The 26,581-nt window shown below is 68.5% G+C and carries 14 protein-coding genes and 1 riboswitch; of the genes, 8 read left to right on the top strand and 6 right to left on the bottom strand.

Features of this window, described 5'->3' with window-relative positions; translation table 11 throughout:
- The first annotated feature begins 59 nt into the window (after positions 1–59).
- A complete protein-coding gene (locus tag J2S57_RS31850) occupies positions 60–1,178 on the top strand; it encodes a DUF418 domain-containing protein (protein ID WP_307249702.1) in 1,119 nt (372 codons plus the stop codon).
- Positions 1,179–1,290: 112 nt separating this feature from the next.
- Complete coding sequence (locus tag J2S57_RS31845) at positions 1,291–2,331, top strand: hypothetical protein (protein ID WP_307249701.1); 1,041 nt, start codon at positions 1,291–1,293, stop codon at positions 2,329–2,331.
- A 444-nt stretch (positions 2,332–2,775) separates the two neighbouring features.
- On the opposite strand, the gene J2S57_RS31840 is transcribed toward J2S57_RS31845, so the two are convergent.
- A complete protein-coding gene (locus J2S57_RS31840; protein WP_307249700.1) occupies positions 2,776–3,825 on the bottom strand; it encodes an aldo/keto reductase in 1,050 nt (349 codons plus the stop codon).
- 324 nt (positions 3,826–4,149) lie between these two features.
- On the opposite strand from J2S57_RS31840, the gene J2S57_RS31835 reads away from it, so the two are divergent.
- From J2S57_RS31835 to J2S57_RS31825, 3 genes are all read left to right on the top strand, one after another.
- Positions 4,150–14,184: a LamG-like jellyroll fold domain-containing protein gene (locus J2S57_RS31835; RefSeq protein WP_307249699.1), complete on the top strand. Its 10,035-nt coding sequence runs from the start codon at positions 4,150–4,152 to the stop codon at positions 14,182–14,184.
- 17 nt (positions 14,185–14,201) lie between these two features.
- Positions 14,202–14,885, top strand: a complete 684-nt coding sequence (locus tag J2S57_RS31830) for a DUF6193 family natural product biosynthesis protein (protein ID WP_307249698.1) — start codon at positions 14,202–14,204, stop codon at positions 14,883–14,885.
- A gap of 195 nt (positions 14,886–15,080) precedes the next feature.
- Complete coding sequence (locus J2S57_RS31825) at positions 15,081–17,456, top strand: DUF8189 domain-containing protein (protein ID WP_307249697.1); 2,376 nt, start codon at positions 15,081–15,083, stop codon at positions 17,454–17,456.
- 281 nt (positions 17,457–17,737) lie between these two features.
- Here J2S57_RS31825 and J2S57_RS31820 read toward each other — a convergent pair whose 3' ends face one another.
- A complete protein-coding gene (locus J2S57_RS31820) occupies positions 17,738–18,427 on the bottom strand; it encodes an NADPH-dependent F420 reductase (protein WP_307249696.1) in 690 nt (229 codons plus the stop codon).
- A 100-nt stretch (positions 18,428–18,527) separates the two neighbouring features.
- Positions 18,528–18,626: riboswitch (TPP riboswitch) on the top strand.
- On the opposite strand from J2S57_RS31820, the gene thiM reads away from it, so the two are divergent.
- From thiM to thiD, 3 genes are all read left to right on the top strand, one after another.
- Positions 18,619–19,437: a hydroxyethylthiazole kinase gene (thiM, locus tag J2S57_RS31815; protein ID WP_307249695.1), complete on the top strand. Its 819-nt coding sequence runs from the start codon at positions 18,619–18,621 to the stop codon at positions 19,435–19,437. (Overlaps the previous riboswitch by 8 nt.)
- Positions 19,438–19,507: 70 nt before the next feature.
- Positions 19,508–20,164: a thiamine phosphate synthase gene (thiE, locus tag J2S57_RS31810; RefSeq protein ID WP_307249694.1), complete on the top strand. Its 657-nt coding sequence runs from the start codon at positions 19,508–19,510 to the stop codon at positions 20,162–20,164.
- Positions 20,161–21,588, top strand: coding sequence for a bifunctional hydroxymethylpyrimidine kinase/phosphomethylpyrimidine kinase (thiD, locus tag J2S57_RS31805; RefSeq protein ID WP_307249693.1), 1,428 nt, complete (start codon positions 20,161–20,163; stop codon positions 21,586–21,588). The genes thiE and thiD overlap by 4 nt, the downstream gene beginning before the upstream one ends.
- Before the next feature lie 71 nt (positions 21,589–21,659).
- Here the strand turns inward: thiD and rhaS are convergent, their stop codons facing one another.
- Genes rhaS through J2S57_RS31785 form a run of 4 tightly spaced genes read right to left on the bottom strand, consistent with a single transcriptional unit; the run spans position 21,660 to position 26,329 of the window.
- Positions 21,660–22,700, bottom strand: a complete 1,041-nt coding sequence (gene rhaS / locus J2S57_RS31800; RefSeq protein ID WP_307249692.1) for a rhamnose ABC transporter substrate-binding protein — start codon at positions 22,698–22,700, stop codon at positions 21,660–21,662.
- Between the two features lie 19 nt (positions 22,701–22,719).
- Positions 22,720–23,775 carry an ABC transporter permease gene (locus J2S57_RS31795; protein WP_307249691.1) on the bottom strand — a complete coding sequence of 352 codons (1,056 nt, stop codon included), beginning with the start codon at positions 23,773–23,775 and terminating at the stop codon, positions 22,720–22,722.
- Positions 23,772–24,821 (bottom strand): ABC transporter permease, encoded by a 1,050-nt coding sequence (locus tag J2S57_RS31790; RefSeq protein ID WP_307249690.1) that lies wholly within the window; start codon positions 24,819–24,821, stop codon positions 23,772–23,774. Before J2S57_RS31790 ends, J2S57_RS31795 begins: the two co-directional genes overlap by 4 nt.
- On the bottom strand, positions 24,818–26,329 hold the full coding sequence (locus J2S57_RS31785; RefSeq protein ID WP_370882521.1) for a sugar ABC transporter ATP-binding protein: 1,512 nt from the start codon (positions 26,327–26,329) through the stop codon (positions 24,818–24,820). Before J2S57_RS31785 ends, J2S57_RS31790 begins: the two co-directional genes overlap by 4 nt.
- Between the last annotated feature and the right edge of the window lie 252 nt (positions 26,330–26,581).

Here is a 26,581-nt window from a genome sequence, read left to right as displayed (position 1 = left end):
CGGGCGAATGAAACTTTAGGGTGATGTGGCCCGGCCCGGGATGCGGTTGATTGGCTGTCATGAGCCTGACCGTGCCGGCACCCGTCTCCGGCGGGCCGACCCCGCTGGCCGAGCGCGCCCTCGCGCCCGACCTCGCCCGCGGCGTGATGCTGCTGTTCATCGCCCTCGCCAACAGTCACGTGTTCCTGCGCACGGCGCCGCTGCCCGAACTCGGCACCCTCGACCGGGCGGTGAGCTGGGCGACCACCACGTTCGTCGACGCCCGCGCCTTCCCGATGTTCGGCCTGCTCCTCGGCTACGGCATCGCGCGGATCGTGGCCCGGCAGAACGGTTCCCCGAAGCAGACCCGCAAGCTCCTGCGGCGCCGCAGCCTGGTGCTGCTGGTGATCGGGTCGCTGCACATGGTGCTGATCTTCGACGGGGAGATCCTCGCGGTCTACGGCGGGCTGCTGTTTCTCGGCCTGTGGGCGGTGAACTGGAAAGACCGCACCCTGCACGTCGTCGCCTGGACGTCGCTGCTGCTGATCGGGCTGGTGCTGGCGCTGTCCGGGAGCGACACGGGCGACGTGGACACCGAGGCGATGACGCTGCCGCCCGACTTCGCCACCCAGATCGGCGAGCGCGTGGCCTTCCTGCCGCTGATGGTGCTCTCGGGCTGGATCATGTTCATCTGTCCCTACCTCGTGGGCCTGTGGGCGGGTCGACGACGGGTGCTGGAGCAGCCCGTGCACGTCGAGCGGCTGCTGGTGCGGACTGCCGTGATCGGCATCGCGGCAGCGGTTCTCGGTGCCCAGCCGTACGCCCTGCTCCTGCTGCGCGAGGGCACCGAGGGGTCGGGTCCTGAGCTCGCGCTGCATCAGGTCACCGGCACGCTGGGCGGTTTCGGCTACGCGGCCCTGATCGCCCTGGTAGCCCTTCACCTGAAGGAGGGCCGCGTCGTCCGGGCCCTGGCGGCGACCGGCCAGCGCTCGATGACCTGCTACCTCGCGCAGTCACCGGTCTGGTTCGTGGTGTTCACGCCCTATCTGCTGGACTTTTCGGGCCGTCTCTCCATCACCGCGACGGCTCTGCTGGCGGTGACGACCTGGCTGGCCACGGTGTTGCTGGCCGACCGGCTGAGAGCAGCTGGACGACGTGGGCCTTTCGAGACGCTGACCCGCAGGCTCACCTACCGCTGACGGGTGTGCCCCACGTCACCCTGGGGTATTTGCTCCCTTTTGCGTCCGCTGTGCGCCTATGGTGGCTGTGTCCGGCCGGACTGCTGACCGTGATCAAACAGTGGGGATCATCATGCGTTTTGCGTCCTTCCCGGCTCGACTGACGGTCGCGGCCGTCGCGGCGACGGGTCTTCTCGTCGTCCCGGCGACCGGTGCCTCAGCTTCCAGCGCCAAGGCCGCGGCACAATGTGCCTGGAACATCCAGACTCTCGAAGCGCCGGCGCACCTGTCCGGCTACCAGATCAAGGCCGCCGACGGGAACTACGTGGTCGGCAACGGCGAAGACGAGGACTGGAACCAGTCTCCGGTGCTCTGGCACGGGGGGCGGGCGACCGTGCTCGAGACTCCCGACGGGGCCAGTGGTTCCGTCATCGACGTCAACGCCAGGGGGCAGGTCGTCGGCCGCATCTCGGGGGTGGGGCCGGTGCTGTGGTCCGGGGGAGAGGTCATCGAGCTGGCCGTTCCCGAGGGAGCCGACAGCGTCATTCCCTCGGCCATCAACGATTCCGGACTGATCGTGGGCAACGTGTCCGAGTCCGCGGACGACGAGTGGATCACCCGGGGCATCGCCTGGTCAGCCGATTCGCCCGGCGAGTACCAGGATCTCGGCGCGGGGCAGGGCACCCTTCGCCTGGCCGACGTCAACGACGCCGGCACCATCGTCGCGGACACCTCGAAGACGAACGGCGAGGGGCACACCACCGCGCTGAGGGGCACCCTGGCCGACGGATTCGAGCCCATCCCGGTGGACGACGACGTCGTGGCCGGCAACGTGAGCCAGGTGGCCGGGGAGTACACCCTGGGCACCACCTGGGCGCCGGTGGACGACTACATCGAGATGTACGAGACGCTCTGGCAGGGCGACGCCTCGACCCGCATCACCCCGTCGTTCTTCAGCAAGGCGGTGAACGCGGACGGCCTGGTCGCCGGCCGTGTGGGCAACCAGGGCGCCGTGTGGACGTCCGGCGCCTCCATCACGCTGCCGACCCTGGCGCCGGGGGTCCGCACCGATCCCACCGCCGTGACCGACGAGGGCACGGTGCTGGGCGTCGCGGTCACCCAGCCGGACGTCGAGGGCCAGGGCCGTGTCCCGGTCATCTGGACCTGTGCCTGATTCAGGCACGACCGGAGCCGGGTCACCCTTCGGGGCGGCCCGGCCTCCGGTGTCACGTCCAGGCCGGCCCGACGCGAGAGGACGGACATGAGACCCACGATCGTGCTGGCCACCCGTCTCGACGACCACGACCGGCATGTAGCCCGCCTGCACGGCCTCGGAACCGTCACCGTCTACAACCCTTCGATCGGGACCCCACCTGGGACTGGACCCGGCTGAAGGCGGGCGAGGGCTTCGTCCTGGTCCCTCCGATCGCCCAGGAAATCGTGAGCGGGGTGGCCGGCCTTCTGCGCGAGCCCCGAGACCCCGGAAGGGACGTCTAGTGCCGTGTGAGCTGATCCAGCGCCGACGTTGTCCCGTCCGGTTCACGGCCCGCCTCTGCCCGAGGGCCGCCCGATCCGGCAATCCTGGTCCGACGACCGGGCGAACCCCCGAACCCAGGCCTTACAGGAACGGCTTCAGCAGACTCAGGTCTGCGTCGGACAGCCGCTCGCTCGCCGTCGCGGCCTGGTGCCAGTACGGGTACTTCAGCGGTGTACGGCTCACGTCGTCGAGGCGTGAGCGCTCGTCGTCGGTCAGCACCAGGTCGGCGGCGGCCAGGTTGTCGGCGAGCTGCTCCTCGGTGCGGGCACCGACGATGAGCGAGGTCACGCCGGGCCGGCCGAGCAGCCAGGCCAGAGCCACCTGAGCGGCCGAGACGTCGTGTGCCGCGCCGATCTCGACCAGGGCGTCGACGATGTCGTAGAGCTTGTCCTCGTCGTGGACCGGGGGCTCGTTCCAGTCGGTCAGGTGGCGCGAGCCCTTGGGGGCGTCGACGCCGCGCCGGTACTTGCCGGACAGCAGCCCACCGGCGAGCGGGCTCCACACCAGGATGCCGAGCTCCTGGTCGAGCGTGAGCGGCACCAGCTCCTGCTCGGCCTCGCGGGCCTGCAGGGTGTAGTGGATCTGCTGGGACACGTACCGCTGGTAGTTGTACGCGTCGGACGTGGCCAGCGCCTTCATCAGCTGCCAGCCGCTGTAGTTCGACGCGCCGACGTAGCGCACCTTGCCGGAGCGGACCAGGCTGTCGAGGGCCTCGAGGGTCTCCTCGAGCGGGGTCTGGCCGTCCCACTCGTGGATCTGGTAGAGGTCGATGTGTTCGGTGCGAAGCCTTTTCAGGCTCCGCTCGACCGAGCGGATGATGTGGTGACGTGAGGCGCCGCCGTCGTTCGGGCCCGGGCCCACGACCATGCGGGCCTTGGTGGCCAGCAGCACGTCGTCGCGACGGCCCTGCAGCACCTCACCCGTGATCTCCTCGCTCAGCCCGTCCGAGTACACGTCGGCCGTGTCGATGAGGTTCACACCGGCCTCGAGCGCCTGGTCGATCTGGCGCCGGGCCACATCGATCTGGGTGTTGCCGACCGCCGCGAAACCCCCCTTCCCGCCGAACGTCATCGTGCCCATGGTGATCGTCGAGACGCGCAGTCCCGACCGTCCAAGTCGTCGGTACTCCATGGCGCCGACGCTACCCGCTGACGGGCCCCGTCACCTGGCGGGCGGGGCACCGGGCGTGGGTGATGCTTGCCGTGAGCAACATCTCTGGAGTGGTCCAGGCCACAACCGTGAACGTGAGATTGCGGAATTGCAACGTTGTCAAACATGAATTCACGCCCTGTGAGTGGCTTCTCGGGCGATGCAACTCCACGTGACCAAGCACCGTGCCGCATAGCAGGGGTCGGTCGATCTGTGAATCGGTATTTGGGATGAATACACCCCTTCACCCTGCGTGTGATGCTTCGTGGGCTTTCGGTGGTAAATCCCTTTAGCGAGGTCTCTCCCTTGTCCTGGTCTCTCTTTGCCCGCGGTCAGTCGCGCCCGGACGGCGGTCAGTCGCGCCCGGACGGCGGTCAGTCGCGCCCGGACGGCGTCCGTTCGCGTCGTCGTGCCGGTGTGCTGTTCGCGATCGCCGGTGTGCCGCTGTTGCTCTCGACGATCTCGCCGTCGGCGGCGATCGCCCAGCAGGCGGTGGCCAAGAAGATCCGTCATGAGGCGGCGGACGCTCCCGAGCAGCGTTGGGGCAGCGCTGCCGACGTGTCGGTGGGGGAGGGGCAGAAGCAGAACACGACGGTGCCGCAGTCGCGGCGTGGTCGGTATCCGCTGCAGACGTTTGAGGACGCGTCGGTCACCACGGCGAACACGGCGAAGGTCGTGGAGGCGGCCGGGGCCGAGCCGGTGGAGGGTTTCGACCCGCAGACCAGCGTCGAGCTGCCGGAGCAGCGTTCGGCGAGCGAGAAGGTCTACCAGAACGCCGACGGGACGCAGACCACCGAATTCTCCAGCGGCGTCGCCAATTTCCAGACCGGTGACGGTTCGTGGGAGTCGGTCGACACGACGCTGGAGAAGCAGGGATCGCAGCTGGCGGCGGCGGCCGACCCGGTGGGCACGACGTTCGCGGCCTCCGCGAACGCCCAGGCTCTGGCCTCGGTCACGATCGACGACGAGCACGCCCTGAGCTACGGCCTGCGCGGCGCGAAGACCAGTGCCGGGGTGACGAACGGCTCCGAGGTCACGTACGCGGATGTTCTCGAGGACGTCGACCTGAAACTCGCCGCCACCGGGACCGGCGCCAAAGAGACCCTGGTGCTCAAGTCGTCCTCGGCTCCGACTTCGTATGCCTTTGACCTGGACCTGAAGGGCCTGACGGCGCAGCTGGACGATGGTGCGGTGGTGCTGACGGACGCCCAGGGTGGGGAGAGGGCGCGGATCCCGGCCGGTTACATGGTCGACGCGGGCACGTCCGCGCGCGGGCCGACGCAGTCCGACGCGGTCACCTATGCGCTCGACGGTTCGGTGCTGACCGTCACGATCGATGAGAAATGGCTGGCTGATCCCGACCGGGCGTTCCCGGTGATGATTGATCCCAGTGTCGCGGTGAAGCTTCCGGTGCGGGACAGTCCGGGTGACTCCTCGATGACCGTTCGCGGGTCGAGTTCGAGCGCCAATACGCAGGAGATGACCGTCGGCTACCTCGACGGCTCGAACTCGGCGGCGTACGTCAAGTTCAACGACATGGTCTCCGCGTTGCAGGACCACACGATCTACGGGGTGCAGCTCAGCCTGGTCGGCTATGACGCTCCCTCGTGCAAGGCGCGTCCGCTGAACGTGTACGCGGTGGACCAGTCCTGGAGCGCGGGACCGGGCTACTCCTACCCGGGCCCGAGCACGGGTGCGAAGCTGGGCTCGAAGTCGTTCGCGTACGGGTACATCGCGCAGGGCAAGACCAGCTCGGCGTGCCCGGCGACCAAGGCCACGACCTACGACCTGGGCGATGCGGGTAACAAGCTCGTGCAGGGCTGGGCCGACGGCAAGGCCAACAACGGCATCAGCCTGCGCGCCGCCGCCGGCGACTCCAGCGCCTGGAAGCGCATCGCCGGTATCGGGACCGCCAACGCGCCGCGCCTGTACGTGACGCACAGCCCCTACGACGCGTCGTACAAGATCACCAACGCCGTGCCCAAGCCGACGGTGCTGCAGAACCAGGACGGCAAGGTCTCCGTCCAGGTGACCAACACCGGCTCCGAGACCTGGACTCCCTCAACGTATTACCTGGGCTACCGGGTCTACGACAAGGACGGCAAGGCCGTCAAGCAGGTCAAGACCGGCACGCTGAGCGGCAACGTGGCCCACGGCGCCAAGACCACCATCAGCGCCACGATCAAGGCCCTGCCGCAGGGACAGTACTTCCTCGACTTCTCGATGGTGAAGAACACCCCGCAGAAGCCGTTGTGGTTCACCGACTACCAGGTCGAGCCGATCCGGATCAACCTCGCCGTCTACAACGTCCCCCCGGTGGTCAAGCAGCTCTACCCGGACAACGGGTACGAGTCGCCGACGCTGGCCCCACAGCTGTGGGCGCAGGCCATGGACGTGGACGCGGCCAGTTCGGCGCTGACCTACAAGTTCCAGGTCTGTGAGGTCCCGGACGAGGGGCAGACCGCTCCGGCGTGTGCGGTGCGGGACTACAGCAGCAAGGTCTCGTGGACGCTGCCGTCCGGGACGCTGGCGTGGAGCAAGCACTACACGTGGCAGGCGTGGGTCAAGGACGCCAATGGCTCGGTGACCACCGAGGGCAAGGCCGACCTGTTCACCACGGTTCCGCAGCCGGCCGTCTCGGCCAACGTGTCCGGTTCGGCGAATGCCGACGCCTCGCTCGATGTGGACCCGCAGGTCGGCAACTACACCACGTCGTCCATGGACGCCCCGGTCGTCGTGACCGGGCCCGCGCTCAACGTGCTGCGCACCTACAACAGCCTCGACCCGCGGCGCACCGGGATGTTCGGTGCCGGGTGGACCACGGTCTACGACATGCAGGTCGTGCCGGACGACGACGGCAGCGGGAACGTCGTCGTCACCTATTCGGACGGCCGGCAGGTGCGTTTCGGCCGTAACGCTGATGGTACGTACGCGGCGCCGACCGGGCGCATCGCGGCGCTGACGCAGAACGCATCGACCAAGGTCTGGACGCTCACCGACCGCGGGGGAGCGAAGTACACCTTCGACGCCGGCGGCCGCCTCACCAGGATCGCCGATTCCTTCGGCCGTGCCGTCGAACTGATGTGGGACGCGTCGGGTCACCTCACGCAGGCCCAGTCGGTTCCGAACACCTCTGTCGAGGGCACCGAGCGCACGCTGACGTTCACCTGGTCGGGCTCGCACGTTGCCTCGGTCAGCACCGACCCGGTCGACGGCAAGCCGCTGACGTGGACGTACACGTACGAGGGCGACCTGCTGACGAAGGCCTGCGCCCCGGGCGAGGTCTGCACGGGGTACACGTACGCGGACGGTTCGCACTACCGCACGGCGGTTCTGGAAGACCGGCCGGAGTCGTACTACCGCCTGGGCGAGAGCTCCGGGGACCCGGACGTCGGTAGCGAGATCGCGGTCAACCTGGGCAAGGACTCGGGAACGTACAACGCCGCGACGCTGGAATCCGCCGGTGCGATCGCGGGTTCGCCGGACACGGCGGCGACGCTGAACGGGACGAGCAGTTCGGTCGCGCTGCCCAAGGGTTCGGTGCGGCGCAGTGTGAACCAGGCCGTCGAGCTGTGGTTCAAGACCACCTCGAACGGGCCGCTGCTGGGCTATCAGGACAAGGACCTCACGGCGACGTCGACGCTGGGTGTGCCCACGCTGTACGTCGGCACGGACGGCAAGCTGCGAGGCCAGTTCTCGACCGGGACGATCGCGCCGATCACCACCAGCGGCACGGTGAACGACGGGCAGTGGCACCACGCGGTGCTGAGCGCCTCGGGCAACGTGAGCACGCTGTACCTCGACGGCGTTTCTGTGGGCAAGCTCAGTGCTGCGATCACACAGGACACGCTGGCGTTCAACCAGGTCGGTGCCGCCTACGCCACCACACCGGCTTCCTGGCCGGGCTGGGGTTCGGCGGCGCGGAAGTACTTCAACGGCAGTGTGGACGAGGTGGCGATCTACGACCACCCGCTCGGTTCCGCTGCGGTCAAGAGCCACTACGGCTTCGCAAGGACGGCGGCCAGCAGCCTGACCCGGATCGTGCTGCCGAACGGCGCGACGGGAGTGGATGTCGCTTATGACGTTTCGAGCGACCGGGTCTCGCGGTACACGGACACCCACGGTGGCGTCTGGACCGTGGGCAAGCCCATGGTCTACGGCGACGACAGCGACCTGCGCCGCAGCGTTCAGGTGCGCAACGCCTACGGTGCGCCGTACCTGTACGAGTACGACGCGCTGACCGGTCAGGTGCTGCGCACCGGTATGCCCACCGGCCTGGCCATGAGTTCGCAGTACGAACCCACGCCGGTGCCGGAACCGACCGACGACGGTGAGGACAACTGCACCCAGCCCGAACCCGGAGACCCGGTGTTCTGCGTGCTGGTGCCCGGTGAGGCGACGGGGCCGGTGTTCTACACGCTGGAAGGCCTCAGCGTGCGCACCTACGGCTACGACGATGCCGGTCACCAGACGTCCATCACCGACGAGAACGGCAACACGACCCGCCTGGGGTACGACGCCCGCGGCAACACGGTCTCCACGACCACCTGCCAGACGTCGAACGCCGATTGCCACACCGAGTACTCGACCTACCCGAGCACGATCACGAACGAGTTCGACCCGCGCAACGACCTGGTCGTCGAGACCCGCGACGGGCGCTCTGCCGATGCGAAGGACAACACCTACCGCACCACCTACACCTATGCGGCCGGCGGGAACCTGGCCACGCAGACGAGTCCCGACGGTGGCGTCGTCAAGAACACGTACTCCACGGGCGGTCAGGTCTCGACCGACGGTGGCACGGTTCCGGTCGGCCTTCCGGTGACGAGCACGGACCCGCTCGGCGCGGTGACGAAGTTCGGTTACAACAGCTTCGGTGACCTGACCCAGGTCACCGAGCCCTCTGGCCTCGTTACCAAGTACGCGTACGACGTCCTGGGGCGAAAGGCCTCCGAGACCGAGATTTCGGATGCCTACCCCGGTGGGGTGACCACGACGTTCGGGTATGACGCGTTGTCGCGGATGACGTCGATGACCGAGCCGGTGATGACGGATGCCGTGAGTGGTGTGAAGCATCAGCGGCGTACGGGTTACGCGTATGACGGCAACGGCAATGCGGTGGCGACGCGGGTCGAGGATCTGCAGGGTAATGACGAGCCGCGTCAGACGTTGTTCGAGTACGACGATCACGGCAACATCCTCAAGACTGAGGACGCGGTCGGTAACGAGATCTCCTACGAGTACGACCTTCTGGGTAACCGTACGAGTGTGGTCGATGCGAAGGGCCGCAGGTACGAGTACGGGTACACCGCGCGCAGCGCTATCGCGCAGGTGCGGTTGTGGGACTGGCAGGGGGATCCGGACCAGGCGCCGGACACGGGTGAGTACCTGATTCTGCACAACTACACGTACGACCTGGGTGGGCGTCTGCTGACGGACACGGATGCGATGGGTCGCACGCTGGAGTACGCGTACAACCGCGACAACTCGCTGAACACGTTGACGCTGAAGGACTTCCACAACGCGGACGGTTCGAAGCGCGATGTGGTGATCACGTCGAACACGTACGACGGGGCCGGGAACGTGCTGACCGAGGCGTCCTCGGACGGTAAGGACGTCACGAAGTACACGTATACGGCGACGGGGCAGGTGGCGACGGAGGTCGAGAACCCGTCGGGGGTGATGCGGCGTACGGCGTACACGTATGACCTGGCCGGCAACGTGAAGAAGACGGTCAGCACCGGCTCGACGTCGAACTCGCTGCAGCCTTCTCTGGGCCTCAGTCAGACCGTCACGTTCGACTACGACACGGCCGGTCGGCAGGTGGCGCAGTCGGTGGTGGACAACAACGCTTCGGCGGCGCCGTCGCGTACGAGCACGTACAAGTACGACCAGCGTGGCCTGGTCGTGGCGCAGACCGATCCGCGGGGGAACGTGGCGGGTGCGTCGGCTGCTGATTTCACGAGTACGTACGAGTACGACCAGATGTCGCGGCGGGTTTCGTCGACGGCGCCGGCGGTGTCCACGGAGAACGTGGGTGGTGCGGCGGCTTCGGTGAAGTCGAAGGTCCTGACCGGGTACAACACGTACGACGACGAGGTGGCCTCGCGCGATCCGCTGGGCAACATCGCCACGGCCACCGTCGACCGGCTGGGCCGGGTGGTGAAGCAGACCGGAACGCCGTACAAGGCACCGGGTTCGAGCACGTCGGTGACGCCGTCGTCGACGGTGGAGTACGACGAGGCCGGGAACGTCGTGAAGGCGACGGACGCGCGCGGTGCGTACACGACGTACGTGTACGACAAGCTCGACCGGCTGATCACGCAGTCGCAGCCCACCTCGGACAATGACACCCGGGCGGTGTGGCACTACACGTACAACCGCGTCGGTGAGGTTCTGTCGGTGAGGGACCCGCGTGGTGGTGAGGTCCAGTCGACGTACGACGATCTGGACCGGGCGATCACCTCGACGCAGGTGGAGCGGTACCCGTACGCGGACAACTACACGACCAAGTTCGCCTACGACGACTCGGGCCGGCTGACCACGACGACGTCGCCGACGGGTGCGGTGTCGACGAACACGTACGACACGCTGGGTCAGCTGACGACGACGACGGACCCGAATGGCGTGAAGACGCAGTACGGGTATGACGAGCAGGGCAACACGATCCGGGTGACGGACGGACTGGGTCGTACGACGCAGAACACGTACGACGGGTTCGGGCAGCTCGCCCAGGAGTCGGACGTGAACGCGGCGGGGAAGATCCTGCGCACGCAGTCGTACTCGTATGACGCGGCCGGGAACCTGCTGGAGGCGCTGAGCCCGCTGGGCACGAAGCGGACGTACACGTATGACGCGCTGGGGCAGCTGACGAAGCAGACCGAGCCGACGAGTGATGCGCACACGATCACGACGTCGTTCGGGTATGACGCGAACGGTAACCGGACCCGGTACACGGACGGGCGGGGCAACGACTTCACCTACACGTTCAACTCTCTGGGGCTGGCGGAGTCGGCGGTCGAACCGTCGACGAAGGCGTACCCGAACGCCGCCGACCGCACGTGGTCCGTCTCGTACGACGTGAACGGCAACCCGGTGAAACTGGTGGCGCCGGGCGGGGTGACGCGCAACCGGACGTTCGACGCGGCCGGCCGCATGACGAAGGAGACCGGCACCGGGGCCGAGGTCACGACCACCGACCACACCTACGGGTACGACCAGCTCGGGCAGGTCACGAGCGTCAATGCTCCTAACGGTGCGAACACCTACAGCTATGACGACCGGGGTGGGCTGATCACGGCCACCGGTGGTTCGGGTAGCGCGTCGTTCGCTTATGACGGTGACGGCAACGTGACCTCACGCGTCGATGGTGCGGGGACGGCGACGTTCACGTACGACAAGGGGCGTCTGGTCCAGGAGAAGGACGGCCTGAAGGCCGCGACGACGAATCTTGAGTATGACGCGTCGGGTTCGGTGAAGAAGGTCGACTACGGGTACGGGCGGGTGCGCTCGTACGAGTACGACGACCGGGGCCGCACGACGTCGGACACGCTGAAGAACTCGGCGGGGGAGACGGTCTCGTCGATCACGTACGGGTACGACGTCGACGACCGGATGATCTCCAAGAAGACCACCGGCACCGCCGGCGCAGCCGCCAACACGTACGGCTACGACGACGCGGGCCGGTTGACGAAGTGGGACTCCGGCACGGAGAGCACCGAGTACGGCTGGGACGACTCGGGTAACCGGGTCAAGGCCGGGGACAAGACCTCGACGTTCAACGAGCGCAACCAGGTCCAGTCCGACGGCGACTACACGTACTCCTACGCCGCGAACGGAACCCTGTCGGGGCGCACGAGTTCGGGGTACACGGAGAAGTTCACGTTCGATGCGTTCGAGCGGCTGATCAACCAGGACGGCACCAGCTACAGCTACGACGGCCTGGACCGCATCGACTCTCGCGGCGGTAACACCTTCACCTACGCCGGCGCCAGCGACGGCGTCGTCTCCGACGGCACCGAGACCTACGCCCGGGGTGCGTACGACGAGTTGCTGGCGATCCAGAACGGCTCCACGACGAGCCTTTCGCTGCAGGACCAGCACGGTGACCTGGTCGCGAACTTCGCGGCCTCGAACACCACGCTCTCCACGCTCGACGACTCCAAGGCCTACGACCCCTGGGGCCAGGAGACCGCGTCCTCCGGTACCGGGCACCACCTGGGCTACCAGGGTTCGTGGACCGACCCGGACACCGACGAAGTGAACATGGGCGACCGCTGGTACAACTCGGCGACCGGCAGCTTCGACTCCCGTGACCCGCAGACCTACGCCGGTGGCGCGTCCATCCTGGCCAACGGCTACACCTACGCCGCCGGTGACCCGATGGACCTGAGCGACCCGGACGGCAACTGGCCCTCCTGCGGCTGGTGCTCCAAGGCCGCCTCGGCTGTTTCGAGTGCGGTGACCAGTGCCGCGAAGACGGTGGGTAGTGCGGTGCGCACGGCGGCGTCGTACACGTGGAAGGCCGTCACGTACGTGGCGTCGAAGGCGGTCTCGGCGGTCAAGACGGCCGCGAAGTACGTGGCGAAGGCCGCGGCGAAGATCTACAACACCGGTAAGGCCGCGATCAGCTACGTGGTGAACAAGGTCAGCCAATCGGCCTCGTACATCAAGCAAAAAGCCGCAGCAGCAGCCGCTTACGCGAAACAGAGAGCCGAGGCGGCGAAGAAGGCCGCGATCGCCCACGCCAAGGCCGTGACCAAGAAGGCCAAGGCCGCGGCCGCGCAAGTGATCAAGCACAACCCGCTGCCGGCGGTGAAGGCCCTGATGAAGCCGGTCCTGACCGGCATGAAGAAGGTCGTCTCCGCCACCGCGAAACTCCCCGCGGCGGTGGTCCAGGCCACGAAGGTCGTGGTCCAGGACGTCGCCAAGGCAACCACGGCGGTCTACCAGAAGGCCGTCGCCTCAGCCGGAGTCGTACTCGACAACGTCAGCGTCGCGATCAGCGCCGCCAGCGAAATAGCCCAGGCCGCAGCCCCCATGGTCCTCGGTATCGCAGCCGGTGCCCTGACCACCGCCGGTTGCACGATAGCCAGCGGAGGTGTGGGAACCCCGGCCTGCATCGTCGCCGGCTTCGCCGTCGGCGGAGCCGTGACCAGCGCCCTCACCTGCGCTCCCGGCCGCTCGATTGCTGGATGTGCCGCCACTGGTGCCGTTTCGGGAGCTGTTGCCGGTGCGGTCACGGTTGCCACCGGTGGAGCCGGGTCGGTCGTCGGCGTCATGGCCAGTGCCGGTGCGGCCGAGGGGCTGAGCGACGCAACCGGCCAGTTCCTGTCGACCGGCAACGTCGATCTCCAGCAGGTCGCCACGTCAGCGGCAGTCGGCGCCGGCACCGCCGGGCTTCTCAAGGGTGCCGGCAAACTGGGGAAGAGCTGCAGGACGAACAGTTTCGTGGCCGGAACACCCGTTCGTATGGCGGACGGCTCCACGAAGGCGATCGAGGACGTCGAGGTCGGTGACCTGGTCCTGGCCACTGATCCGACGACTGGAAAGACCTCGAACGAGCCGGTCACGGGACTCATCGTCGGCCAGGGGCAGAAGGACCTCACGACGCTCGAGGTGTCGGAGGGAGCGACCACCGGGACTCTGACCGCCACCGCCGGACACCCGTTCTGGGTCCGCGCCGACGAATCGGCGTCCACCGGGGAGGTAGCCTCCGACGGCCCTGGTCGCTGGGTTGTCGCGGACCACCTGAAGGCCGGTGATCACCTCGCCTCGGCAGCCCCTCGCGACGGGCCGGTCGAAGTCGGGGAAAGCAGCACCACGACCCGATTCGAGACGGTCTACAACCTCACCGTCGACAACGTCCACACCTACTACGTGGTCGCCGGATCGATCGACATTCTGGTTCACAATTGCGATGTTGCTCTGGGTATGAAACAGAGTGGCACGTACGAATGGGCCGAGAGCAAGGGCATCAGCCACTTCGGGAACATGAGTCCCGATGAATGGCGGGCACCGGTGCAGGCTGCCATTCGCGACACCAACGCTCGTCTGCACGTCAATCTCGACGGGCTCGGCCCGCAGAGCAACCCGGCCGGTACTTTCGCGACCGCGGTGGCGAGGGGCGGGGACATCAGTGGCCAGCCCCTTGCCACGGAAGAGGAAATGAACTGGATAGCGCGGGCCGTGTCCAACGGTGAACGTTCCTGGTCGTCCATCAACTTCTACGCACGCCAGGAAGGTAGCCTGAGGCAGGTCAGCGTCGCCGAGCCGGACTGGTCCACGATGGGCCGGCTTCGCCCCTTCATCAATGATGCCGACCCGTTCTGCGGTTGCTGATCAGGGAGGCGAACGAGATGAATCCGCTGGAGACCGGCCTCTACGGGGATGTCGTGGCCGCAGGCGGCCTTGACCTGGCCATCGCCCGAGCCGCGCGGGAACGGAAGCTGGACATCGGGGTCTCACGTCGTTCGGGCGACCCCGGAGAAGCCTTCAGGGCAACGGCTGAAATCGACACGGGCCGCAGCCCGGTATTCGTGACCCCGGCGTCCGACCAGCGAAAGTTCCTGTTCAGTGCGGCTCCGGAATCCCGCATCGTCCTTCTCGAGGGAGCGACGGACGACCTCGACGCTCTCGTGGAATTCCTGGCCGACTTTCGCGGGGGAGTCTCTCTCGAGGATCTGGACGCTCGCTTTCCCTTCGTCTGGATCGGAAGCGGAGCCCGGGCCTACGAGCAGGGCGAGTCCACCGCCGCTCAGTGGCGGGAGCTCCTGACCGCCGACTGGTGCCGGGAAGAACGCCCGCTGGTCGAGGCCGCGTATGCGGACACCCGGTTGCGGGAGATCTTTCCCGGTCTGAGCCATGGCGCCCTGCGCTTCGACGCTCCGCTGGGGACCCCCCGGGGGCGTGTGGCGATCGTTGTCCCGCTGGCGGACGGCACGGTTCGCGTCGAGAGGATCGATCCGGACCGCGGGCAGCGGCGCGTTGATGTGGTCACGCTGCCGGAGGCGTTCGACCGGGTGGCCGAACTGTTCTCCTGATGCCCGAGATTTCCGGGCACGTACGCCCGGTGATGGTCGGCGCCCTCATACGGCCCGAAGAGCCGTGCCGATCTCGCTCCAGCAGAACCCTCGGGAGCTCGACCCGCCTCCGGGGAGGGCACGTTCTGCTCGTTGAAAAGGTGGACCTTGTCCAGGAAAGAACATGGGAGAAAGCGGATCTGGCTGTCGGCGGCGGTGGCTGCGGTTCTGGCCGCCACCGGGGTGGTCGTCGGATCTGAGACAGCCGGTGCCGACGCGGTTTCCGGCGGTGGTGACTACATCTCGCTGACCACCGGCACCCGGGTGATGGACACCCGCGACCCGGTCGTCGGTGTGCCCAAGGCGGGGAAGCTCCAGAAGGAGACGCCGACCACGATCCAGGTCACCGGCGTCGGCAGTGTCCCGGCCACGGGCGTCACCGCGGTCATGGCGACCGTCTCGGTGCTCGGCCCGACGGAAGGCATGGTGCTCCGCATCTGGCCGAGCGACGGCACCAAGTCGGCGGACTCGGTGATCCATTCGCTCGCGGCCAACGCCAACCTGTCGACCACCTCGGCCCTTCCGGTCAGCGCGGACGGCAGGGTCACGGTCGAGAACAGCGCCGGTGAAGTCAACGTGATCCTCGATGTCCAGGGGTATTTCACGACGGCCACCTCGAGCTCGAGCGGTGCCGGCGGGTTCGTCCCCGTGACACAGACCCGCATGGTCGACACCCGCAACGGGACGGGGACGACACAGGCGACGATCGCGGCCGGCGGCAACCGCACCATCACGATCCCGACCACGCTGGTGCCGACCACGGCCAGCGCCGTCTATGTGAACGTCTATGTGGCGGGTGCGACGGCGACCGGCACGCTGTTCCTGGCACCGGGCACGGCGACGACCGGCGGCAACGCGTTCAACTACCTGTCGGGCAACACGTCGTCCGGCCTGTCGGCGAAGCTGTCCGGTGGCAAGTTCACCGTGCGCAACAGCACCGGGGCCGCCGCCGTGAACGTCGTCATCGATGTGTTCGGTTACTGGACCGGTTCGGCGACCACGGGCGCCGGCTACCGGTTGTCGAACTCCGGCCGCCTGTACGACACCCGTTCCGGCACCAGCCCGCAGCCTCTCGCCGCGGGCGCCTCGGCCGACGTCCAGGTGGGCGGGGCCAACGGTCTTCCGGTCGAGAACGTCGCGGCCGCCCTGCTGAACGTCCACGTCGCGGCCACCGGTGACGTCGGCAGCACCCTGCCGGTCAAGGCCTGGCCCACCGGCACCACGGAGCCCGCCACGGCCGTGACCAACGGAATCGCCAGCGCCACCCGGTCGAACATGGCGCCCGTGAAACCGGGCACCGACGGCAAGGTCACGATCAAGAACGTCTCCGGCGCCGCGGTGAACGTCTACGTGGAGCTCGAGGGCTGGTTCGCCGACCCGCTGCCCCAGCTCGACGTGGAGAGCAACAGCCGCACCGCCGCGTTCCAGGCCACCGGTGCCGACAGCTCGGTGCCCGGCCCGATCGAGCTGTCGTTCACGAACAACGCCGGTCAGCTCGTGCACGCGCACATCCCCGACCCGGAGATCCTCAACGCCGGGGACACCGAGTACACGACGATCTCCGACGGTGAGACGTTCACCGGCACTCCCCTGATGCTGCAGCAGCCCAACCGGCTCCTGTCGATCGTCGGGCGCCGCACGAACGCGCTGAGCTGGGACAAGGTCCAGACCAGCGCGGCCACCGGCGCCTGGCCGAGTTCCTGGACGGCACTGGGCGGTTCGATCTCCTCGACGCCGAGCGGCGGGCGGGTCGCGGACGGCCGGATCGTCCAGTTCGGCGTGAACTCCACCGGCGCTCTCTGGGCCCAGACCCAGACCGCGGCCAACGGCTCGTTCGGCCCGTGGACCAAACTGGTCAACACCACCCTCGCCGAGGCGCCCACGGTGGTGACCGACGCGTCCGGCGGTATGCAGCTCTTCGCCCGCACGACCGCGGGCACGATCGTCGTCACGCCGTACACGCCGGGGGTCGCGATCACGTCGTGGACCAGCCTCGGCAAGCCCTCGGCCGACGCTCTGGACGCCAGGGCGACGCCGCAGGTAGCCGTGTTCAAGGATCGCCTGCGGGTTTTCGTGACGCTGGCGGACGGCACGGTCATGACCCAGCTGCAGGACCTGGGCGGGGCCTGGCCGAAGACGTACCAGGAGGTGCCTGGACTGAAGGCGGCCGGCCCGGTCGCGGCCGTGGTGGAGCCGGTGGACGGCACGGCGCAGGTCTTCGCCCGTTCCGCCGACGGGTATCTGGCCTGGACCGCGGAGGTCACAAAGGCGTCGAGCACCTGGACGTCCTGGAAGGTGTTCCTGAACAAGCTGGCGACCGACCCGACCCCGCTGCGCTGGAACGACACCCAGATGGCGCGGTTCGGCATGATCGCCCGCATCCCCAACGGCAACACGCAGATCGTGGACTTCAGCGAGGCCACGAAACCCGACCTGGCCTCGGCGAAGTCGGCGCGCAAGGCCGTGGAGCCGACTCCGACGGACGACAGGGACGGGACGCCGACGTTCTTCGATCTCGGTCAGCCTGAGTAGGACCGCGGTGCGAGTGAGGGCCTGATCCGGTGCGCCGGATCAGGCCCTTCGCTGTTCGACCGCCGGACGCGAACCGTCAGGGCGGCACCAGCGGGATGAGCGACCCGCCGGCCACCCCGGCCCGAGCAGGCCCGACGCCGAGCAGGCGATCACCAGCACCGTGAGGGTCACGAGGTGGGCCGGGGCCAGGACGTCGGTGAGGAGCTGGGCTAAGCGGGAGATCCGGGACACGGTGAAAAAGGTTACTGACCCCGGATCTCCGCCCCGCCGGGCGCCGGGCGTCAGAGGTCGCGGTACCGCTTCGCCGCGTCCAGCCCCTGCCGCAGCGCGGCCTCACCGGCCGGCGCCGCCGGCCCGTCGAAACCCTTCTCCTTGTCCACGTACGGCGTCACGTAGGCCGGGGTGTCCCGCTGGAAACGCCAGCCCTCGGCCAGTGCCCCGGCGTCGACCGCGTCGTAGCCGATCGAGTCGAAGAACTCGGTGACGACCTTCTTGGCGGACGCGTCGTCCCCGGCGATCAGGAGAGCGGAGCGGTCGGCGGCGCCCGACGGACGGGCCAGGGCCGCCAGGTGCACGAAGAAGATGTGGTTGAACCCCTTGACCACCTTCGACTCCGGCAGATGCGCCTGCAGAAGCTCCGAGGTGGTGGTCGATTCGTCGTCGAGCTCGGCGATCTGCCCGTCGCGGTCGGGGTAGTAGTTGTTCGTGTCGATGACGACCTTGCCCCGCAGCGGTTCCACCGGGACCTCGCGATAGTTCTTCAGCGGCACCGTCACGACGACGATGTCACCCGCCTGCGCGGCCTCGGCCGCCGTCGCTGCACGGGCCTTCGGCCCGAGCTCGGCAACCAGGCCGGCCAGGGTCTCCGGGCCCCGGCTGTTGCTGAGCACCACGTCGTGTCCGCCGGCGATCGCCAGGCGTGCGACGGTGCTGCCGATGTTCCCGCTTCCGATGAGCCCGATCGTTGTCATGACCGGCGGCAACCCCGGGGAACGCCGGCGCATTCCCGACGGCGCATTCCCGACCACCAGGACTCTTGCACTGTGACGGCGGAAGTGGCAGGGTCGGGGCGGAAGAGACACGGGGTGCCCCCACCGAACGGGGGCTGAGATCACACCCGTCGAACCTGATTCAGTTAGCACTGACGAAGGGATGTCTTCGGATGACGGGCTTCGCCGTACCCGAGAAGACTGCCGCGCAATCGGCCGCCGAGCTCCTGACCTGGGTCAGGCGTGAGTCGCCGCTGGTCCACTGCATCACCAACGACGTCGTCGTGAACTTCACCGCGAACGTCCTCCTGGCCCTGGGCGCGTCCCCGGCGATGGTGGACATTCCCGAGGAGTCAGGGGGTTTCGCGTCGGTGGCGGGTGGGTTGCTGATCAATCTGGGCACTCCGCACGCCGAGCGGCGTGCCGCCATGGAGGTCGCGGCGCGGGCCGCGGCCGATCACGGCACGCCGTGGGTGCTCGACCCGGTCGCGATCGGGGCGCTGCCGGTGCGCACGGCCCTCGCTCACCAGTTGCGTGATCTGGGGCCGAGTATCGTGCGGGGCAACGCCTCCGAGATTCTCGCGCTGGCCGGTGCGGGCAATGGTGGACGCGGCGTGGACGCGGTCTCGTCGGTGGACGCCGCGTCGGTGGTCGCGGTCGAAACCGCCCGCAAGACAGGCGGTGTGGTCGCGATCTCCGGTCCGGTCGACCTGATCACCGACGGAACCCGAACCGTGCGCGTCGCGAACGGGCACGAGCTGCTGACCCGGGTGACCGGCGGCGGGTGCGCGCTCGGGGCCGTGATGGCGGCGTTCGCGGCCGTCGAGCAGGATCGTCTGGCGGCCACCACCGCGGCCGTGCTCGTCTACACGATCGCGGCCGAGCAGGCCGCCGCGAAGGCCCAGGGGCCCGGCTCTTTCGCGGTCGAGCTGATCGACGCGCTGTACTCGATCACCGGCGACGACGTCGAGCGCCGGGCGCGGGTCCGGTGAGCCGCCGTCGTCGGGTGAGATCCGTGCGCCCAGACCGCACGAACGTCACCCGATCCGGGATGGCGACGCTGTGAGCGCCCTCGACCTCAGCCTCTACCTCGTCACCGACGCGGTCGCGGCCTCTCGCGCCGGGCTCCCGCTGCCGGAGCTCGTGCGGGCCGCGACCGAGGGTGGCGTCACCGCCGTGCAGGTGCGTGAGAAGCACGAGCCCGCGGCGGTCTTCCTGCGCACGGTGCTCGAGATCGCCGACGTGATCCCGCATCACGTCACGCTTCTCGTCAACGACCGCGTCGACGTCTACCTGGCCGCCCGGGAGCTCGGGGCCCGGGTGTCCGGCGTTCATCTGGGTCAGCGCGACCTGCCCGTGGAGACGACACGCCGGATCATCGGCCCCGACGCCGTTCTCGGCCTCAGCGCGGCGCATCCCGACCAGATCGCGGCAGCGGCGACGAGTTCGGCGCACGTCGACTACATCGGTATCGGCGTGCTGCGGGCCACCGACACCAAGCCGGATGCCCCGCCCCCGCTCGGCATCGACGGCATGCGCGCCCGCGCCCAGCTCTCCGCCCTCCCGGCCGTCGCGATCGGTGGCGTCAAGGTCGACGACGCCCACGGCCTGCGCGGCAGTGCCCTGGCCGGGATCGCGGTGGTCAGTGGCATCTGCGCCGCACCCGATCCGGCCCGCGCCGCCGCCGAGTACCGCCGCGCCTGGACCGGCGGCGCATGAACACGAAGACTCCCCGCGTCCTGTCGATCGCCGGCACCGATCCGACCGGGGGAGCGGGCATCCAGGCCGACCTCAAGAGCATCGCCGCCAACGGCGGGTACGGCATGGCCGTCGTCACCGCGCTCGTGGCCCAGAACACCCGGGGCGTCCGGTCGGTGCACACGCCACCGGCCGAATTCCTGCGGGAGCAGCTGGATTCCGTCAGTGACGACGTCGCGATCGACGCCGTCAAGATCGGCATGCTGGGTGATCCGGAGGTGATCGCCACGGTCGGCGACTGGCTGCGGGCCACGCGTCCGCCGATCGTGGTGATCGACCCGGTCATGGTCGCCACCAGCGGAGACCGCCTGCTGAGCTGCGAGGCCGAGGAGGCACTGCGCGAGATCCTGCCGCTGGCGGGCCTGGTCACGCCCAATGTTCCCGAACTCGCGGTGCTGTCGGGCCGGTCAGAGGCGACGATGTGGGACGACGTGGTCGCCCAGTCCCTCGAGGTGTCCCGTCGCTGGGGTGTCCGGGTGCTGGCCAAGGGTGGCCATCTGCCGGGTGACGTGGTGTGTGACGCCCTGGTCGAGGCCGACGCGTTCGATTCGGTGCGGCCCCTGGAGTCACCCCGGATCGCGACCCGCGCCACGCACGGCACCGGCTGCTCGCTGTCGTCGGCCGTCGCGACCTGGCAGACCGCCACCGGCGACTGGTTCACGAGCATCGACCGGTCCCGGCAGTGGCTGACCGAAAGCCTGCGTCACGGTGAGGAACTCGAGGTCGGGCAGGGACACGGGCCGGTGAGCCACTTCGCCGGCCTGTGGCAGCGCGGCGGCCTGATCACCAGTGCGAGCGCCGAGTGGTGGGCCCGCATCGCGGAACTGCGTGAGGCCACCGACCGCGACCCGTTCCTCACCGGTCTCGCCGACGGAAGTCTCGACAAAGCCCGCTTCGCAGCGTATCTCGCACAGGACGTCCACTATCTGGAAGGCTACGCGAGCGTGCTGAGCCGCCTCGCGCAGATGGCGCGAGAGCCGGTGGAGCGGGCCTTCTGGACCACGGCGGCCCTCGCCTGCCTGACCACCGAGACCGCGCTGCACCGGACCTGGCTCACCGAGCCACGGCCGGCGAAGAGCCCGGTGACCGAACGCTATCTCGACCATCTTCGGAGCGCGGTCGATCAGGGCTACGAGCACGGTGTGGCCGCTGTGCTGCCGTGCTACTGGATGTACGCGGACATCGGGGCGAGGCTGGACCCGGCCGGGAACCCTTACGCCGACTGGATCACGATGTACGCGGACCCGGTGTTCCACGAGTCCGCGGCGGCCGCGCGGCGCATCACCGACCGCGCGGCGGGCGCGGCGACCCCGGTGGTACGGGAGTCGATGTGGCGGGCGTTCGAGCGCTCGGCCCAGCTGGAGCGGGAGTTCTTCGCGCAGTAGCCCTGACCACACGAAAAACGTGGTGGCCGGGCCCTCTCGGCCCGGCCACCACGTCCTCGAGCAGTGATCGATCAGAAGTCGAAGTCGCCGATGTTGTCCTTGTTGAACCCGGTGGGGTCGCCCAGGAGGACGGTGTTGTCGGCGCCGACGGTGTACTCACCGAGGTCACCGGCGGTGAACTTGTCACCCTCCTTGCCGGTGATGGTGCCGTCGGCCAGGGCGGCCGCGGCGTAGGCGGCGAGGGTGCCCAGGTCGCTCGGGTTCCACAGGTAGAACTCGGTGACCGTGCCGTCCTCCACGAAGGAGCGCATCTGGTTGGGGGTGCCCAGGCCGGTCAGCGCGACCTTGCCCTTGCTCTTCGAGGTGGACAGGTAGCGGGCCGCGGCGGCGATACCGACCGTGGTGGGGCTGATGATGCCCTTCAGGTTCGGGTGGGTCTGCAGCAGGGCGGCGGTCTTGTCGAACGAGGTCTGGTCGTCGTCGTTGCCGTAGACGGTGTCGACGAGCTTGATGTTCGGGTGGCTGTCCTTGAGCTCGGTCTTCATGAGCTCGATCCAGGCGTTCTGGTTGGTGGCGTTGGCGGCGGCCGAGAGGATCGCGATCTCGCCGGAGTCACCGATCTGCTTGGCGATGCCGTCGACCTGGGCCTTGGCGATGCCCTCGGGGGAGGCCTGGTTGATGAACAGGTCGCGGTACTGCGCCTCGGTGTCGGAGTCGAACGTGACGACCTTGGTGCCGCCCTGCTTGGCCTGCGTGAGCGCCGAGCCGACGGCCTTGGGGTCGTTGGCCGAGATGACGATGGCCGACGCGTGCTGCTGGGCCGCGGTGTTGATGTACTGCACCTGCGCGTCGGGGCTGGCCTCCTGCGGGCCGACCTCGGAGAACGTGCCGCCCAGGGCCTCGACCGCCGCCTTGCCACCCTTGTCGCTGGCGTCGAAGTACGGGTTGCCGAGGTTCTTCGGGATGAAGACGACGTTGAGTTCCTTGGCGGCCGAACCGGTCTCGCCGTCGGACGAGGAGCCGGTGTCGGCCTTGCTGCAGCCGGTCAGGGCCAGCGCCAGGGAGAGGGTGGCCACTCCGAGAACGGTGCTGCGTCGGGTGAGGGTCCGCATGACAGATTGTCCTTTCACTTCACTGTGAACCGACGCTGGAGGGCGTCTGCGAGGGGCGCTTGGCCCGGTTGCGCCTGGCGGAAACGTCGGAGACCCACGCCAGGAGACTGGTGGAGAGCACGGACAGCACGAGCAGCAGTCCGATGATGATGTTGATGACGTTCACGGTGACGCCCTCCAGACGCAGGGCGCTGGAGAGGGCACCGATGAGCAGCACACCGGCGATGACGCCGGGGAGCTTGCCCCGGCCGCCGAAGATCGACACGCCGCCGAGCAGGACGGCCGCGATCACCTGGAGCTCCAGGCCCGTGGCGTTGTCGCCGCGGGCACTGCCGAACCGCAGGGTGTAGAAGATGCCGGCCAGGGCCGACACGGTGCCCGTGAGCACGAACAGGATCAGCTTCGTGCGCTGCACGTTCACACCGCTGAACTCGGCCGCCTCGGTGCTCAGGCCGATGTCGTAGATGCCCCGCCCGAACGGGGAGAAGTGCAGCAGGGCGATGAAGAGTGCCGCCAGCACGGCGAACACGATCATGAAGGTGGGGATGCCGGTGGCGCCGATGACCTTGGCGGTCTGGTCGGTCCAGCTGCTGGGGAAGTCGGTGACCGCGGTGGTGCCCAGGAGCCCGACCGCCACACCACGGTACAGGGCGAGGGTGCCGATCGTGACGGCGAGACTCGGAAGTTCCACGTAGGCGACGAGAATGCCGTTGACGACGCCGCAGACCACGCCGACGAGCAGGGCCAGCAGGGTGGACAGAGGCATCCCGAGGCCGTGCTGCACGCCGAGGCCCAGGACGGCACTCGAGAGCCCGACGACGGACGCGACGGACAGGTCGATCTCGCCGGTCACGATCACGAGGGTCATGGGCAGGGCGATGAGGAGCACCGTCGTCATGTCGACGAGGATGTAGGTCAGGGTCAGCGTGTCACCGAAGTACGGGACGTTGCCGTAGCCGTACATCCAGACGATGAGCAGCAGCGCGATGACGCTCGCCTCGCGGCTGACCAGGAGCCGCCGCCACAGGGGCTGGGCGTAGGGGGCGTAGGTCCTCTCCGACGGTGAGGTGCTCATGCTGCATCCCTTGCTTCGATGAGTTTGCGCGCCTGGCGGGCGGCGAGCACCCGGTCCAGCACGATCGCGGCGATGATCAGGGCACCGACCAGGGCCTGCTGCCAGAACTCGGAGATGCCGACCATCGGCAGCGCGCTGTTGATGGTGACGAGCAGCCCGGCGCCGATCGCGGCGCCCCAGACCGTGCCCGAGCCACCGAAGATCGCGACGCCACCGACGACCGCGGCGGCCACGGCCTGGAACTCGATGCCGGTGCCGGCGCTGGAGTTGACCGTGCCGTAGCGGGCGGCGAACAGGACACCGGCCAGACCGGCCAGCGCGCCGCTGAGCACGAACGCCCCGACGACGCGGCGGGTCACCGGGAGGCCGTAGAGCACGGCTGCCTCCGGGTCGGAACCGACGGCGTAGAGCTCGCGGCCCGAGCGGGCGGTGGTGAGGTAGTAGCCGACGGCGCCCACGATCACGATGGCGACGAGGAACAGGACCGGGAAGGTGAGGACCTGTTTCGTGCCGAGCTCGAGGAAGCCCTTGGGCAGCTGCCCGGCGCTGATCAGGCCCGAGCCGGCCCAGGTGATCACGACGCCGCGGAAGATGTACTGCGTGCCCAGGGTGATGACCAGGGCGGGCACCTTGCCGAAGGCCACGACGACGCCGTTGATCAGGCCGAGCCCGGCGCCGGCGGCGGTGCCGATGAGGAACGCGAACACCGGCGGCATACCGGGGTTCGAGATGAACACCTCGCCGGTCAGCCACGCGGTCAGGCCCAGGATCGAGCCGACCGACAGATCGACGTTGCGGGTGACGATCACGACCGTCTGACCGGCCGCGAGCAGCAGCAGGATCGACGGGTTGAGCAGCAGGTCGCGCCAGCCGTCGCTGCCGAACACGAAGTCCGGGCTCTTGACCGCCGCGGCGATCACGACGAGCAGGAGCACGATCCCGACGGACAGCTCGCGCGAGCGCAGGAGCTCCTTGACCAGGCGCGTGCGGGTGGGAAGGGCGCTGGGTTCGACGAGGAGCTCGGTCTGGGTGTCGGTGGGGGTCATCGGGCCATCTCCTGGCTGGCGGTGGCGGCGTGCATGACGCTCTCCGGGGTGGCCTGCTCGCGTGAGAGGTCGGCGGTGAGCCGGCCCTCGCTGACGACCAGCACCCGGTCGGCCATGCCGAGCACCTCGGGCAGTTCGGACGAGATCATCAGGATCGCCATGCCCTGCCCGGCCAGTTCCGAGAGCAGGCGGTGCACCTCGGACTTGGTGCCGACGTCGATGCCGCGGGTGGGCTCGTCGATGATCAGCAGGTCGGGCTGCGTGGCCAGCCACTTGGCGATGACGACCTTCTGCTGGTTGCCTCCGCTCATGGTCTTGGCGGGGGCGTCGAGGGCGCTGGTCTTGACCTCGAGGCGGGCGGCCCAGGGGGCCACCGCCTTGTTCTCCTGGCCGCGGGTGAGCAGACCGCCCCGGGCCAGGTTGCGGCGGATGACGCCGGCGATGTTCTCGGCGACCGAGGCCTCGGTGACCAGGCCCTGCTTGCGCCGGTCCTCGGGGATGAAGGCCATGCCGGCGGCGATCGCGGCGCGGGGGCTGCGGGCGGCCACGGCCCGGCCGTTCATGGTCACCGACCCGGCGTCGTAGCGGTCGACCCCGAAGACGGCGCGGGCGATCTCGCTGCGCCCGGCCCCGACCAGCCCGGCCAGGCCGACGATCTCGCCGCGGCGCACGCTGAACGACACGTCGTGGAAGACACCGGCCGACTGCAGGCCCTCGACCTTCAGCACGACGTCACCGATCTCGGCCGCCTGCTTGGGGAAGAGCTCGCCGACCTCGCGGCCGACCATGAGGTTGACGATCTCCGGCACCGACGTGCCGGCGATGGGCCGCGTGCCGATGTACGAGCCGTCGCGCATCACGGTGACGGTGTCGCACAGCTCGAACACCTCGTCGAAGCGGTGCGAGATGAAGACCAGGGCGCGGCCCTCGTCGCGCAGCCGCCGGGCCACGGTGAACAGCCGCTCGACCTCGACGCCGGACAGCGCCGCGGTCGGCTCGTCCATGATCAGCACCTTGGCGTCGAGCGAGATGGCCTTGGCGATCTCGATGATCTGCTGGTCGGCGATCGACAGGCCCAGCGCCGGGCGCCGCGGGTCGATGTGCACGCCCAGGCCCTGGAACAGCCGCTCGGCCTCGGCGTACATCGCGGCCTTGTCGATGCGCCGCGCGCTCTTCAGTATCTGGCGGCCCATGAAGATGTTCTCGGTGACCGACAGGTCGGGGAACAGCGTGGGTTCCTGGTAGATGACGGCGACGCCGGCGGCCTTCGACTCGGCGGTGGAACCGAAGTCGACGTCCTGCCCCTCGAGCGTGAAGGTGCCGCCGTCGCGGCGGTGCACACCCGCCACGATCTTGACGAGAGTGGACTTGCCGGCGCCGTTTTCACCGACCAGCGCGTGGATGGAACCGGCCTCGACCTCCAGGCTGCCGGACCGCAGGGCGGTGACCGGGCCGAAGGACTTCGACACGCCCGTTAACTGCAGAGCAGCGGGAGATGGGCTGACCATTGAAGCACCTTGCCTCGTTGAAAGGATTCAAGTGGAGAACGTAGAGTTGCCGATGTGCGCTGTCAAGCAACGCTTTATGTCGTTCGGCGGGTGGGGCGGTGGTGCCGACGGAATGCGGTGGTGCGGGTCGTCCCGGCCGAACTGGTTGTCCGGTAACGGTTTGAGCCTGACGGCGAAGGAAAATCTCTGTGGTGCAGGAAGACCGGGTGTGGTGCGGTCGGTTCGACGGGGGTGCCCCGGCCCGGGGCCCGG

The sequence above is a fragment of the Kineosporia succinea genome, from assembly GCF_030811555.1.
GTDB classification, from domain to species: domain Bacteria; phylum Actinomycetota; class Actinomycetes; order Actinomycetales; family Kineosporiaceae; genus Kineosporia; species Kineosporia succinea.
The sequence above is the reverse complement of the archived record's forward strand: the minus strand, read 5'-3'. Positions and strand labels throughout refer to the sequence as shown.